This is a genomic window from Salinicola lusitanus, from assembly GCF_038648475.1.
GTDB classification, from domain to species: Bacteria; Pseudomonadota; Gammaproteobacteria; order Pseudomonadales; family Halomonadaceae; genus Salinicola; species Salinicola lusitanus.
In genome coordinates this window covers 23134-36496 of the sequence record NZ_CP151919.1, presented here as the reverse complement: position 1 = coordinate 36496, position 13363 = coordinate 23134, and the positions used below count along the sequence as shown (strand labels likewise).

Here is a 13363-nt window from a genome sequence, read left to right as displayed (position 1 = left end):
TCACATCGGCAGACTGCCGCGCAGCGATGGCGTCTCACCGATGCACCCAGTCCAGATGCTCGAAGGCGCCGCGGGCATGATCCTCGCGGAACATTTCGTGGTCTCGCCGCACGCGGTCGGCGGCCTCCACAGCGAACTCCACCATGTCCTCGGTGAACAGTGCCGGTGGGCCGATGGCGTCGACGATGGCGGGTTCGATATCGTAGTCGAGTCTGCCGGATTCGTCGGAGAGGGCGTGCACGCGGGCCAGGACGCCACCGCAGATGTGAGCGTAGTCCCTCCATTCGCTCTTGGAGAGATCGTCGAGATCGATATCGTCACGAAACGGGGCGCGTTCTCGGGAGAGATAACTCAGGCCATCGAACTCGACGTGCCCGTAGAAGATATCACCGCGCACCAGATGCACGGCCTGGGCATGGCTGACGCGCTCGGCAAGGGAGTCCATCTCGTAGGGGGAGGGCGGCACCAGGCCGGAGAGGGCGGAGCGACGGGCCTGCTTGAGTTCGACGATCAGGTCGTCCTTGCCCTCGCCGCCGGGGCCTTCGATCAGCACGTAGTAGCGGTTGAGCCCCAGTGAAGCGGTGCCCTGGCCGAGCCGGATCGCGACATCTTTCACGCGCACGCCGTCGCCATCGCGCGCGCGGGCACGGGCCGGTATCTCGATGTCGTTATCGGCGATCAGGCGATCCATGATTGTCTGGAACTCGTCGCGCCGGGAGGAGATCGGCACCAGCTTCTTGGTCGGACGGAAGCCGCGGCGGCTCTCGTCGAGATAGTCGTCGGCCAGCCACTCGGCGCGATCCTCGTCGGCATCCTCGAACAGCTTCTTGATCAACTTGGGCGCGTTGTCGTGGCGCATCTCCTCGTCCTGCTCGGTGCCTTCCCGCGCCAGTCGCGCCATCTCCTCGATATAACCCTCCACGAATCGGCGCACGATCTTGAGGCGATGCTTGTACTTGAGCTCGCCTTCGACCTCCGCGGCGATCATGAAGCCCACCGCGCCGCGCTTGATGTCCCAGGTGAACGGCGCGTAATAGGCCTCGTCGAAGTCGTTGACCGAGAAGATCGGCACGTTGTCGATATTGGGCATGACGCCGAAATTGCCGGGATGGACGTCACCCAGGGCGAGCACGGTCGGCATCCAGGCGTCGTCGCCGGCCATGTCGCGGTAAAACAGCAGCGCGGTGCCGCGAAAGAACGAGAACAGCGAGTCGGAGAGCTTGTCGAACTTGATGCTTCCTTCCTCGGAGCCATTGGCGATCCGCATCCGGTGATCCTCGCGCAGTGTCTGGCGCAGGTGGCGTCGCCGCTCGTGGCCGGTCAGCGCGCGCGGCCGCAGGACGAATTCGCCGTCGGCCACCGCTTCGGCCAGGCGCTTGAACGTCTCGAATCGCGTTGCTGCCTCCGGTGCGGGCTCCTTGGGTGGATTCTGCTCGAGCGCCGCCGCCAGTTGTGCCTTGGTCATCGACGAGCGACCCGCGATGCCGCGCTGCTGGGCCTGTTCGTATAGCGCTTGGCGAGTGGGCTCCGATGGTCGGGTCATGGTTGCTCCTGGCCGATGCGGACTGTGGTGAATGACGAGAGGACGGTGATGCGTCCAGCATGAACGACTTCGAGCGGTCGTGCATGGGGCGGCGGGATAATCGGCGGGCGCTATCAAGACCCGGATCGCCAATGGTGCTCATCGGCAACGGCCTCCGTCTCGTCGTGCCGATAGCGCTGGCGCGCAGCTGATCAACCCGGCAGGGTAACGATGATCGCGCCCCGATCCGTCGCCACGACCGTATGTTCATACTGCACGGCGGGAGCGCTGGGTTCACTGTAGAGCGTCCATCCGTCACTCCCTGCGGCGGCCCAGAGCCCACCCCGGGAGAGGAACGGTTCGACGGTCAGAACGAGCCCCTTGCTGATACGCCGCTTGTCGTTTCGGGTCGGCCAGGTCGCGATTTCTTCGGGATATTCGTGCAGGGATCTGCCTACGCCATGGCTGGCGAGATTGCGAATGAGCGTGTAGCCCCGATCCGAGGCAAAGCGCCCGATGGCCTGGCCAATACCCGCCAGCGGCTTTTCGCTGCCGACCTTGGCAATGCCAATTTCCATGGCAAGTTTGCCGTCACGGCAGAGATGCTCCAGCGAAGGCTCCACCTGGGCGACACGGAAGGTTGCCCCGGTATCCGCGAAATAGCCGTCTTTCGACGCCGAAACATCGATGTTGACCAGGTCACCCCGCGCGATCACTCGCTCGCCTGGAACGCCGTGGGCGATCTCTTCATTGACGCTGATGCAGGTTGCCCCGGGGAAGTCGTAAATCGCTTGTGGCGCCGATAGTGCGCCCTCTCGCTCCAGCAACTCCTTACCGATCTCGTCCAGCTCTCGCGTCGTCATGCCGGGCTCCATCGACCTCGCCATGGCGTGCATCGTATTGGCGACGATACGGCCGATGGCTTTCAGCCCCTCCAGTTCGGCCTGCTTGGTAACCGTCATTCCTAGGTCCTTTGCTGAATCGAGTTGTTCATCCGACGCTAGCCCGCAGGCGGCGGCACTGTCTCGGTGGGCGCCGTCGTGCCGGGTTCTGACCCCGCTCCGCTATGAGCGCCGGAGGAATCCGTCAGGATGGCGTCGGCAATGAGTGTGAAGAGATGATCGGCACGAGCCGCATGCGATGGCTGCTCGCGCAGCCAGGCGAGCGCCGCGATGAGATCGAACAGCTCCGCGCCACTCAGGTCATCCCTGGCCTTGCCCTCGGCTTGGGCGCGGGTGAGAAGGGCCGTGCCTGCCGCCCGCAGCATGACGCATGAGTCATGAAGCGCGGAATTCGTATCCTCGATGGCTCCCATCATCAACGCGATGATGCCACGTTGGCGGTAAGTGAACTCAGTGGTTTCTTGCATCCACGCCACGAGCGCTTCGTCGGCGGAGTCCGAGCTCTCGAGCACTTTGGCCCGCTCCGCCAGTGCCTCGAAGCTGGCGCGCAGTAACGTTTCGAGCAGAGCCTCTCGCGTCGGGAAATGGCGATACAACGTGCCCAGCCCGACGCCGGCCCTGCGCGCGATGTCGCGTAATGACGCGTCGGCTCCCTCGTCGGCGAAAACCTCGCCCGCAACCGCAAGCAGGCGGTCGTAATTCTTCCTGGCATCGACTCGCATCGTTGAACCTTGACAAAATGGAGCAGTGCTCCGATTATTCGGAGCACTGTTCCGTTAAAGATAGCCCATTCGTGGCTCGGGAAGAAAGTCATGTCCAATCAAACGATGAAATCGATTCGCCAATATGAATTCGGCGGTCCCGATGTACTGCGTCACGAAGAGGCACCGATGCCCGATTTGAACGCGGGTGAGGTGCTCGTTCGTGTCTGTGCGGTCGGCCTCAATCCGCCCGACTGGTACCTGCGCGATGGCTATCGGTCGTTGCCGCCTGAATGGCAGCCGCGGTTGGACTTCCCCTTGATTCTGGGAACGGATATCTCCGGCGTCGTCGCGGCGGTCGCCGAGGATGTGGAGAGCTTCTCCATCGGTGATGAGGTGTACTCGATGGTCCGCTTCCCTGAGGGCATGTTCGGGAAGAGTCGGGCCTACGCCGAGTATGTCAGCGTGCCGGTATCGGAAGTCGCGCTCAAGCCGACCGGCATCGATCATGTGCATGCCGCCGGGGCGCCGATGTCGCTACTCACCGCGTGGCAATTCATGGTCGAACTGGGTCACGACGAGCCCAATCCGCTTCAGCCGAACCGGCATCAGCCGGTGCCGCTGGAGGGCAGGGTCGTTCTCGTCAATGGCGCCGCGGGCGGGGTGGGGCACTTGGCAGTACAGATCGCGAAACGGAAGGGCGCCCGTGTCATTGCCGTGGCGTCGGGCAGGCACGAATCGCTGCTGCGTGAGCTTGGAGCCGATGAGTTCATCGATTACACCAGCACCCCCCCCGAGGACGTCGTCCACGATATCGACCTGGTCGTCGATGCGCTGGGCGGGCCGACCACTCGTCGTTTCCTGCGCACGCTGAAGCGCGGTGGGGCACTGTTCCCGGTCTACCCGCTGGGCTTCGACGGCGCCGAGGAAGCCGCGAGGCGAGGTGTCACCGTCTCGACGACCCAGGTTCGTTCCAGCGGGGCTCAGTTGTCAGACCTCGGCCGTTGGCTTGATAACGGCACGATTCGCGTCGTCGTGGACAGCGTCTACCCGCTTGCTGAGGCCCGCAAGGCCCATGAACGTGCCGGCAGGGGCCATATCCAAGGCAAGATCGTTTTGGCCGTTGAATAGACACAACGAAAGCCAGGCTGCACCAGTGCCGGAATGGCTGGCCCGGCTCTGGTCCTGCCGAAGGGCCTCGTTCAAGGACTTCGCTTAGACATTGTTGATGGCCTGCCGTCTTTTCGGGTCGAAGCAGGGCCGGAGGAGCGGGCGGACATCATCATCGACATCACGGCAACTGCTGCACGGAGACAGAATCGATTGCGCAGCGCCGACCCAGCGCTTTGGGTCGCCATCGACCGTCGTCTGGGCACGGGCGAAATGACGATCAGCGGTGATCCATCCCTGCTGAGTGAAGGGCTGGCGGCAGCGCACGATCCGATCGTGGGTCGTGCGGCATGGCGGGACGGTCCGATGGAGGCAGACTCTTGCACCTTCCTTGGCGCTTTCGAGCCATCGAACCTGGGGAGCGGCAACTCCCCCCACTGACGATCAGGCGTTCGTCGGCCAGGTCGCCAGAGCCTGATCGGCTACCGCATCGAGGGCTTCTCGACTGAACCCGGACTTGGCCTGCACCGCCATGCCGTGGGTCACCGCCATCAAGAACGCGGCCAGCGCGGCGCAATTTGTGGTTGCCGGCAGATCTCCCTCCTGCTGCGCCCGTTCGAAGCGCTCGCGTAGCTGGGCTTCTCCCTTCGCGCGCGCTGTTATCAGCGCCTGGCGCACGGGTTCCGACTCGTCCGACCCCGCCAGCGCGCCATTCACGATGAAGCACCCGCTGTGCTCCGGATGACGGGTATTCAGTTCGGCGACACCGCGCAGTACGTGCTCGGCGACGTCTCGGGAGGTCGACTGCGCGAGCGCCTCCGGCAAGAAACCCAGCTGCTGCGCTTCATAGCGCTCCAGGGCTCGAAGGAACAGGGCTTCCTTGTTGCCGAAGGCCGAGTAGAGTGCTGGCCGTTCGACCCCAGTGGCCCGGGTCAGATCGTTGTAGGACGCGCCTTCGTAACCCTTGCGCCAGAACACGCACAGCGCTGCCTCCAACGCCTGCTCCACATCGAACTCTCGACGTCGTCCCATGGGACTCTCCTTTATTTCGTAACGGCCATTATAAAACACTGGACAGCCGCGAGCCATTTCGTAATCATCGTTACCGTAACGGTCGTTATTTAATTTGGGTCGTCAACGGTGAGGTCTCGATCCGCAGGCGACATGTCATCGGTCAGGAGGAGCAGAAATGGATCGAATATTGGAAGGCAAGGTCGCGCTGGTCACCGGCGGCTCGCGGGGACTCGGCGCGGTAACGGCAGCGCGGCTGGCGGAACTGGGTGCCGATGTGGCAATCAGCTACGCCTCTTCCGCCGACAAGGCGAATACGGTGGTGGAACAACTGAAGTCGACAGGGGCTCGCACGATGGCGATCCAGGCGGATCAGGCCGATCTCTCGGTCGCCAGGCCGTTGATCGACGCCGTCATTGCCGAATTCGGCAAGCTCGACATCCTGGTGAACAACGCCGGCATCGCGATCCAGGGCCAACTGGTGGATGATCCCGAACTCGACGGGGAAAACTACAATCGTCAGTGGCAGGTCAACGTGATGGGGACCATCGCGATCACGCGGGCGGCGGCGCCCAAGCTGACCGATGGCGGTCGCATCATTTTCATCGGTTCCCTGCTCGGCTCCTACGTGCCTTTCGCCGGCGTTGCCGATTACGCCGCCACCAAGTGGGCGCTTGCCGGCTACGCCAAGGGCATCGCTCGCGACCTCGGCCCGCGCAACATCACGGTGAATGTGGTACAGCCGGGCATCATGCCCACGGACATGGCCTCGGACGTGGCCGGTGAGCTTCCCGACCGCGACGCCATTCTGGACATGCACCCGATCCGTCGTATCGCGACCCTCGAGGAAGTGGCGGACATCGTCGGTTTCCTGGCCGGGCCTTCCGCCGGCTACATCAATGGCGAGGCCATCAACGTCGCTGGCGGCTTCGGCATTTAGGCGTAACTGAACTTCGGCGCAACCCGCCGCTTCGCGTGAGTCGCGAGGCGGCGGATATGGCGTTCCCAGACTGCTGGTAGGAGGGATGAAAGCAGATTGGTCCTAGTTTTGATCGGCTCTGCTGACCTCAACGCAAACCCTCGATCCGACGCAGCCGCGGCGCGGCGAAATCGATGAAGGCGCGGACCTTCGCTGCCGCGCGGCGCCCCTCCACATGCACGAGATGAATTGGCAGCGGGGTAGGCTCGTGATCTTCCAGCACGGTCTGGAGCCTACCTGACTCGAGATCGGGCCCGACCTGATACGACAGCACGCGACACAGCCCCCAGCCTTGCCTGGCGATATCGATGGCCGCGGCCAAACTGCTGACCGTGAGTCGAGGATTCACCCTGACGCTCTGCGTTCCGTCCCGACCGAGTCGCCACTCGTCGAGGGGAGGCGTTGATCCGCTCGCAACCACCCGATGAGAAACGAGATCGCTCGGCGTCTGCGGGCGGCCATGCGTGGCGAAATAGTCCGGCGAGCCGCAGATGACGCGGCGAACCTGACCGATCCGGACGGCGGAGAGCTCGGATGAGGGCAGATGGCCGATACGCACGGCGATATCCAGGCCCTCCTCGACCAGGTTGACGATGCGGTCGACCATCAATACGTCGGCGCGAACCCGGGGGTGCTGGTCGAGGAACTTGGTCAGAAGCGGCGCGACATGGATTCGCCCGAACTCCTGCGGACAGGTGATTCGCAGCTGTCCGACCGGCGTGTTGGCCGCGCCCGAGGCCATGTCGTCGGCGGCCTGGAGATGCGCGAGGATGTCGCGCACTTCCCCGAGATAGGCCCGGCCGGCTTCGGTCAACCTGACCTGTCGTGTCGAGCGGGTGAAAAGCCGTGCGCCGAGGGTGGTCTCGAGGGTGTTGATGGCTCGCGTGGCGGAGGGTGCGCTGAGCCCGGTGGCGCGGGCTCCTCTGGCGAAGCTCTCGGCTTCGGCCACCGCGACGAAAACGTTGAGGGCCTGGAGGCGGTCCATGATGTCCAGCTTGGCTCGAGAGGAGTGATAATTTCAGAATATAAAATAGTTCCTTTCAGAATACGCCTATTCTTTCGTAATCCAAGTGGTTCTAGAGTGACGGCTCCGATCACCTGATCATCATCGCGATGAGGGAGCCTGTCATGTCGAACGCCGACCTTGAAACCAACGCCCTTACCGATCAGCCCGTAAAGCTTTATCGCAACCCCAAGTCGGGCCATTGCCACCGCGTCGAGCTGATGCTGGCCCTGCTGGAGGTACCCTACGACACCGTCGATCTCGACATGGCCAACGGCGCCCACCGTGAGCCCGCCTATCTGAAGCTCAGCCCGCTGGGGCAGGTGCCGGCGATCGAGGACAACGGCATCACGCTTTCGGATTCCAACGCCATCATCACCTATCTGGTCGAGCGTTACGGTGACCCTGCAGTCTGGATCGGCAACGAGCCGCTCGAAAAAGCTCAGGTGCAGCGCTGGCTCTCGATTGCGGCGGGCGAGATAGCCGCTGGCCCCTGCGCCGCGCGACTCGTCACCGTGTTTGGCGCACCGCTCGATCACGAGGCTGCCAAGGCCAAGGCGCATGGTCTGCTGACGATGATGAACGCCCACCTCGAGGATCGCGACTGGCTGGTGGCTGAGCGGCCGACGCTGGCCGATATCGCCGGCTACAGCTATATCGCCCACGCCCCGGAGGGCGGCGTGAGTCTCGATCCCTATCCGCACGTCCGGGCCTGGCTGGCGCGTATCGAGGCGCTGCCCCGCTTCATCGGCATGGCGCGCTCGCCGGTGCTGGCCTGAGTCGAGGACGTTCGGACGGAGGTCGGTCATGACACGCGAAACGATGCTCTCCCAAGAGACGACTCTCCAGGAGACGCCGTTCCATCAAGGCGAGCTCGAAGCGCAGCGGCGCGCCGGCGTGGAAAGTCTGGCCAGTTCGGCCGGCAGCTTCATCCGTGACCACATGCCCGAGCAGCATCGCGAGTTCTTCGCTCAGTTGCCGTTCATCGTCATGGCCGCCGGCGATGCGCGGGGGCGACCCTGGGTCACGCTGCTGGAGGGCGACGAGGGTTTCATCGAGACGCCCGATGCGCGGACGCTGGCGATGGCAGCCGAGCCCGATGCCCGGGACCCGCTGGCCTCGGCGATCGTGGCCGGGGTCGACGTGGGCCTGCTCGGTATCGAGCTGGCAACGCGTCGCCGCAACCGGCTCAACGGGGTGGTCCGGTCGGCGCAGGGGCGTCTGGTCGTCGAAGTGCAACAGAGCTTCGGCAACTGCCCGCAATATATCCGCGAGCGCGAGTGGCGGCGCGTCGAATTCGTGGCCGCGCCGGACGCCGCCGTCTCCGAGCGACTCGACAGCGGGCAGCGTGCGCGAATCGCCGCGGCTGATACCTTCTTCATCGGCTCCGTCTCCGGCTCTGTCTCCGATCCCGGTTCGGCCCACGATTCGGACCGGGAGCCAGGTGCGAGCCGGGGTTACGACGCCTCTCATCGTGGCGGCGAGCCCGGCTTCGTGCAAGTGACCGAGAACGGAACGCTGCGGATCCCGGACTACGCCGGCAACAACTTCTTCAACACCCTCGGCAACCTGATTCAGGATCCCCGGGTGGGACTGCTGTTCGTCGATTTCGAAACCGGCGGCCTGCTGCAGATCACCGGTCGGGCCCGCATCGACTGGGCGCCGCAGGAGAGCCAGGGAGAGAGCCGCGATCCGAACGCCAAGCGCTGGATCGAGGTGAGCGTCGAGCAGGTCGTCGATCGGCCGGCCGCGCTGGCCCTGCGGTGGCGTCGGGAAGACGAAGCCCCGCTGCGGCTGACGGTCGTCGACAAGGTGGCAGAGAGCGACCAGATCACCTCTTTCTACCTGGCCGAGCCCGAGGGTGGCGCGCTGCCGCCATTCCAGGCCGGCCAGTATCTGGCGGTCGAGCTGGATATTCCCCAGCAGTCGGGTCGGGTCAGTCGCAGCTACTCGCTCTCGGGGTCGCCCGCCGAGGAGACCTACCGCATCAGCGTCAAGCGCGAGGAGCGGGGCACGGCATCACGTTTCCTGCACGATGGAATCGCCGTCGGCGACGCCATCGCGGCCCGCCCGCCGGCGGGGGAGTTCGTCTTGCCGTCCCGGCGAGGGCCGCTGGTGCTGATCAGCGCCGGGGTGGGGATCACGCCGATGCTGGCCATGCTGCACGCGGTGGTGGCGGAAGCGGAGAACGAAGGGCCACCGGTCTGGTTCGTGCACGCCACGCGCAACGGCGGGACGCACGCCTTCCAGGCCGAGGTCGGGGCATTGTTGGCCAAGGCCGGCAACGTGACACGACGCATCTTCTATAGTGCACCGCGCCCGAACGATACGGCGGGTGTCGATTACGACACTGAGGGCCGCCTCACACCCGACGACCTGCTCAAACTCGGCGCTGGGGCGGACGCGAGCTATCTGCTCTGCGGTCCGGCCCGGTTTCTCGCCGAGATCAGCGCCGGGCTGGAGGCGCGCGGTGTCGCGGCGGATCGGATCGACTTCGAGACCTTCGGTCCGGCGGGGTGAGACGCCAGCCGTGCCAGGGCCGGCGGCTCCGACTAAAGTCCTAATCTCGAGACCCGCGCCTCTGCGAGGAGACTTGGTACGCTAGCGGCTCATCGCAGCTTCCGTTTCCCCTCGCCATGCGGCGAGTATCTTCTTCATCGCTCCCGAACCGAGCGACTTTTTCACTGCTCCCGAACCGAGCGTTAAGGCGAATCCATGATCATCTCAGGCCCTTCCGATTACCGCCGAGCTGCCAAGCGGCGTGTTCCTCGCTTTCTGTTCGACTATCTCGACGGTGGCGCGGTGACCGAGAGCACGATGCGGAGCAACGTCGAGGCCCTGCAGGCCATTCCGCTGCGCCAGCGGGTGCTGCAGGGCGGCGGCACGCCGGCGCTCGAGACCGAGGTGCTCGGCAGCCGCTGGAAGCTGCCGGTGGCGCTGGCGCCGGTCGGGGCGACCGGCATGTACGCGCGTCGCGGCGAGGTCCAGGCCGCCAGGGCGGCGGAAAAGGCCGGCATTCCCTATGCGCTGTCGACGGTGTCGGTCTGTTCCATCGAGGAGGTGGCGAAGGGCGCCAACGGCGAGCTGTGGTCCCAGCTCTACGTGCTGAAGGATCGCGGCTTCATGCAGAACGCGCTGGAGCGCGCCTGGGCGGCGGGCATGAAGACACTGGTCTTCACTGTCGACATGCCGCTGCCGGGCTCGCGCTACCGTGATCGCCACTCCGGCATGTCCGGCCCCCATGCCAAACTGCGCCAGACCGTCCAGGCGCTGACCCACCCCCGGTGGGCGCTCGACGTCGCGCTCAAGGGCAAGCCTTTGTCGTTCGGCAACATCGAGGCGTATACCGGCCGCGAGATGAACATGGACGACTACATGGGGTTTCTGGCCAAGAACTTCGATCCCTCCATCAGTTGGAGCGAGCTGGAGTGGATCCGCGATAGCTGGAAGGGCAACCTGATCATCAAGGGGCTGCTGGACAAGGAAGACGCCCGGGATGCGGTACGCATGGGGGCCGACGGCATCATCGTCTCCAACCATGGCGGACGGCAGCTCGACGGCGCGATCCCCACCGCGAGGGCGTTGCCGCATATCGTCGATGCCGTTGGTGACGAGCTGACGGTACTGGCGGACTCCGGCGTTCGCTCCGGGCTGGATGTGGTCAGGATGCTGGCGCTGGGCGCGAAGGGGGTGCTGCTGGGCCGGGCCTACGCCTATGCGCTGGCAGCGGATGGCGAGCGCGGCGTCTCGCATCTGCTGGAGCTGATCGCGGCGGACCTGCGCGTGACCATGACGCTGATCGGTGCCCACTCCCCTGCCGATATCAATGCCAGCCATCTGGAATCGGCCGTGGCGTCGCTGGCGCGCGAGCAGCGCCCGGCGGTGGCGTCGCCGGAAGCCGCTAAGTTCTGAAACCAGGAAGTTACCTTCGGTCGTGACGACGATGCCCCGCTGGCGTGCGCCAGCAGGGCATCGTCGATCCTGCCTTCGTGATCAGGTCGAGCTGGCGGTCTCGCCCGCGGCGGCCGGATCGTCGCTGGCGGCGTCGGCTTCTCCGCCAGTCATCGTGGAATCGTCCGCGGACACGGTAGCGCCTTCGGCGCCATTGGCGGGTTGACCCGCATCATCCCGGGTGACGCGCCACACCGCGTTGGTCAGGTCGTCGGCGATGATCACCGAGCCATCCGGCGCAACGGTCACACCGACCGGGCGCCCCCGTGTCCTGCCGTCATCGGTGAGAAAGCCGGAGACGAAATCGATGGGGTCGCCGGCAGGCTCGCCGTTCTGGAACGGAACGAAGACGACCTTGTAGCCGACCGGATCGGCACGATTCCAGCTGCCGTGTTCGCCGACGAAGGCGCCATCAGTGAACTCACCCCCCACGGCATCATTGGAGAAGGCGACGCCCAGGGGCGCGCGATGTGAGCCGAGGCTGTAGTCGGGGGCGATCGCCGACTCGACCAACTTCGGGTTTTCCGGCTTCACTCGCGGGTCGACGTGCTGTCCCCAGTAGCTGTACGGCCAGCCGTAGAAGCCGCCATCCTGGATGGAGGTGAGGTAGTCCGGCACCAGATGCGGGCCGAGCTCGTCACGCTCATTGGCGACGGCCCAGAGTCGATTCGTCCCAGGCTGGATGGTCAGTGCGGTGGGGTTGCGCACGCCGGTGGCATAGGCGCGATGCGCGCCGGTCTCCGGGTCGATCGCCCAGATTTCCGCACGGTCGACTTCCGCTTCCATGCCGCGCTCGGTGATATTGCTGTTCGAGCCGATACCGACGTATAGCGTCTGCCCGTCGGCACTTGCCGTCAGCGCTTTGGTCCAGTGGTGATTGATCTCGGCGGGCAGCGGCGTCACGAGCTCGGGCGCGCCGCTGGCCTGGGTCTGGCCTTGCTGGTAGTCGAATCGAACCAGTGCCCCCTGGTTGGCGACATAGAGGTCGTTGCCGACCAGGGCGAGGCCGTAGGGCGCGTCGAGATTCTCGGCGAATACCGTCTGTTCTTCGTAGGTGCCGTCTCCGTCGCTGTCACGCAGTAGCGTCAAGCGGTTGCCACCCTTGACCGAGGTCTTGCCCTTGGCCTTGATCACACCGGCGATGAAGTCCTTCGGCTTGAGTTTCGGGGCGTGGCCGCCACTGCCTTCGGCAACCAGGATATCGCCATTCGGCAGCACCAGTGTCTGACGCGGAATCTTGAGATCGGTCGCGATGGCCTGAATGCTGTAGCCATCCGGCACCGTGGGTAGCTTGTCATCCCAGGGCGCCTGCTCGGGGACGCTCATGTTGGGCAGCAGCCCGCGCTGGGGATCGGGCAGCTCCGGGTTGGCGCCATACTGCTGATCGTCGTCGACGGCGTGGGCACCGCCAGCCAGCAGCAGGATCGACAAGGGGGCGGCATAACGCATGCGGGTTGATCTGCTGGTGTGTCTCATGAGCGACCTCCGCTCTTGCGGCTGGTGAAGCCAATCCAGATGGCGGCGAACGCGAGCACTGCGACGACCACCGACAGGGTCAGGCCCGTTGGCATCATTGCCCAGGCGTCCCGGGAGTGAACCAGGGCATTGACGAAGCCGAGGACCCAGGTCACCAACAGCAGCACGAAGTAGAGTATGGAAAGGCCGCGGCTGCCGGCGGGGCGAAAGATCCCGATCAGCGCGCAGATCAGCGCAAAGCCGCAGAACACCAGGCCACCGGCGATCAGCCAGGAGGAGAAGGTGGCCCACTGGATGTTGAAGCTCGTGAAATACGCGTAGTCGCTCAGCGCGGCACCCAGGAAGAGCGGGAAGCCGCCGGCAAGCAGCATTCCGTGTAGTGGATTCGGCCCGGTGCGGACCGGTCGTTCGGCAGTGGCAATCATGGCAAGCTCCTTTTGCTGGTCAAACGAAGACACGTCACCGGGGTGGCAAGGGCCTTGTCGGGGGGAGACATCCCGTCCATTGGGGAAAGTGTAGTTGACTCGTCGAGCCCTCAACACGCCGATCACGCTTCCGCTCCCGCCGAAAGCGTCGGCGGGAACGGCGCTGCATCGGTCTGATCGGTGCCGGTAAAGCCGTGTCAGCCGCGATGGTGCGCGGCAATTGCGGTGAGGCCGAAGCCGCAGAGACTTTCGCATCGCTGATTCGGGGCGGGTTGCGAAAGCC

12 protein-coding genes are annotated in these 13363 nt (G+C 64.9%); 5 read left to right on the top strand and 7 right to left on the bottom strand.

Features of this window, described 5'->3' with window-relative positions:
• Window positions 1–34: 34 nt before the first annotated feature.
• The 3 genes from AAGT95_RS00165 to AAGT95_RS00155 all read right to left on the bottom strand — a co-directional run bounded on the left by AAGT95_RS00165 (window position 35) and on the right by AAGT95_RS00155 (window position 3146).
• Window positions 35–1543, bottom strand: coding sequence for a DUF2252 domain-containing protein (locus AAGT95_RS00165; protein ID WP_342595128.1), 1509 nt, complete (start codon window positions 1541–1543; stop codon window positions 35–37).
• Window positions 1544–1734: 191 nt separating this feature from the next.
• Window positions 1735–2484, bottom strand: coding sequence for a type I methionyl aminopeptidase (gene map, locus AAGT95_RS00160; RefSeq protein ID WP_342595127.1), 750 nt, complete (start codon window positions 2482–2484; stop codon window positions 1735–1737).
• A 38-nt stretch (window positions 2485–2522) separates the two neighbouring features.
• Window positions 2523–3146, bottom strand: a complete 624-nt coding sequence (locus AAGT95_RS00155; RefSeq protein ID WP_342595126.1) for a helix-turn-helix domain-containing protein — start codon at window positions 3144–3146, stop codon at window positions 2523–2525.
• A gap of 90 nt (window positions 3147–3236) precedes the next feature.
• On the opposite strand from AAGT95_RS00155, the gene AAGT95_RS00150 reads away from it, so the two are divergent.
• Window positions 3237–4256: an NADP-dependent oxidoreductase gene (locus tag AAGT95_RS00150; protein ID WP_342595125.1), complete on the top strand. Its 1020-nt coding sequence runs from the start codon at window positions 3237–3239 to the stop codon at window positions 4254–4256.
• Window positions 4257–4679: 423 nt separating this feature from the next.
• Here AAGT95_RS00150 and AAGT95_RS00145 read toward each other — a convergent pair whose 3' ends face one another.
• Window positions 4680–5267: a TetR/AcrR family transcriptional regulator gene (locus tag AAGT95_RS00145; protein WP_342595124.1), complete on the bottom strand. Its 588-nt coding sequence runs from the start codon at window positions 5265–5267 to the stop codon at window positions 4680–4682.
• Window positions 5268–5424: 157 nt separating this feature from the next.
• Between AAGT95_RS00145 and AAGT95_RS00140 the strand changes: the two genes are divergently transcribed.
• On the top strand, window positions 5425–6186 hold the full coding sequence (locus tag AAGT95_RS00140; protein ID WP_342595123.1) for an SDR family NAD(P)-dependent oxidoreductase: 762 nt from the start codon (window positions 5425–5427) through the stop codon (window positions 6184–6186).
• Between the two features lie 127 nt (window positions 6187–6313).
• On the opposite strand, the gene AAGT95_RS00135 is transcribed toward AAGT95_RS00140, so the two are convergent.
• Complete coding sequence (locus tag AAGT95_RS00135; protein ID WP_342595122.1) at window positions 6314–7210, bottom strand: LysR family transcriptional regulator; 897 nt, start codon at window positions 7208–7210, stop codon at window positions 6314–6316.
• 143 nt (window positions 7211–7353) lie between these two features.
• On the opposite strand from AAGT95_RS00135, the gene AAGT95_RS00130 reads away from it, so the two are divergent.
• The 3 genes from AAGT95_RS00130 (at window position 7354) to lldD (ending at window position 11140) form a co-directional block, all read left to right on the top strand.
• A complete protein-coding gene (locus tag AAGT95_RS00130) occupies window positions 7354–8007 on the top strand; it encodes a glutathione S-transferase (RefSeq protein WP_342595121.1) in 654 nt (217 codons plus the stop codon).
• A gap of 28 nt (window positions 8008–8035) precedes the next feature.
• Window positions 8036–9748 (top strand): pyridoxamine 5'-phosphate oxidase family protein, encoded by a 1713-nt coding sequence (locus AAGT95_RS00125; RefSeq protein ID WP_342595120.1) that lies wholly within the window; start codon window positions 8036–8038, stop codon window positions 9746–9748.
• A 195-nt stretch (window positions 9749–9943) separates the two neighbouring features.
• Window positions 9944–11140, top strand: coding sequence for an FMN-dependent L-lactate dehydrogenase LldD (gene lldD / locus AAGT95_RS00120; RefSeq protein WP_342595119.1), 1197 nt, complete (start codon window positions 9944–9946; stop codon window positions 11138–11140).
• Between the two features lie 81 nt (window positions 11141–11221).
• On the opposite strand, the gene AAGT95_RS00115 is transcribed toward lldD, so the two are convergent.
• Together AAGT95_RS00115 and AAGT95_RS00110 are read right to left on the bottom strand one after the other, a co-directional pair.
• Complete coding sequence (locus tag AAGT95_RS00115) at window positions 11222–12655, bottom strand: sorbosone dehydrogenase family protein (RefSeq protein WP_342595118.1); 1434 nt, start codon at window positions 12653–12655, stop codon at window positions 11222–11224.
• Window positions 12652–13080, bottom strand: coding sequence for a DUF2231 domain-containing protein (locus AAGT95_RS00110; RefSeq protein WP_110598745.1), 429 nt, complete (start codon window positions 13078–13080; stop codon window positions 12652–12654). Before AAGT95_RS00110 ends, AAGT95_RS00115 begins: the two co-directional genes overlap by 4 nt.
• Window positions 13081–13363 lie beyond the last annotated feature (283 nt).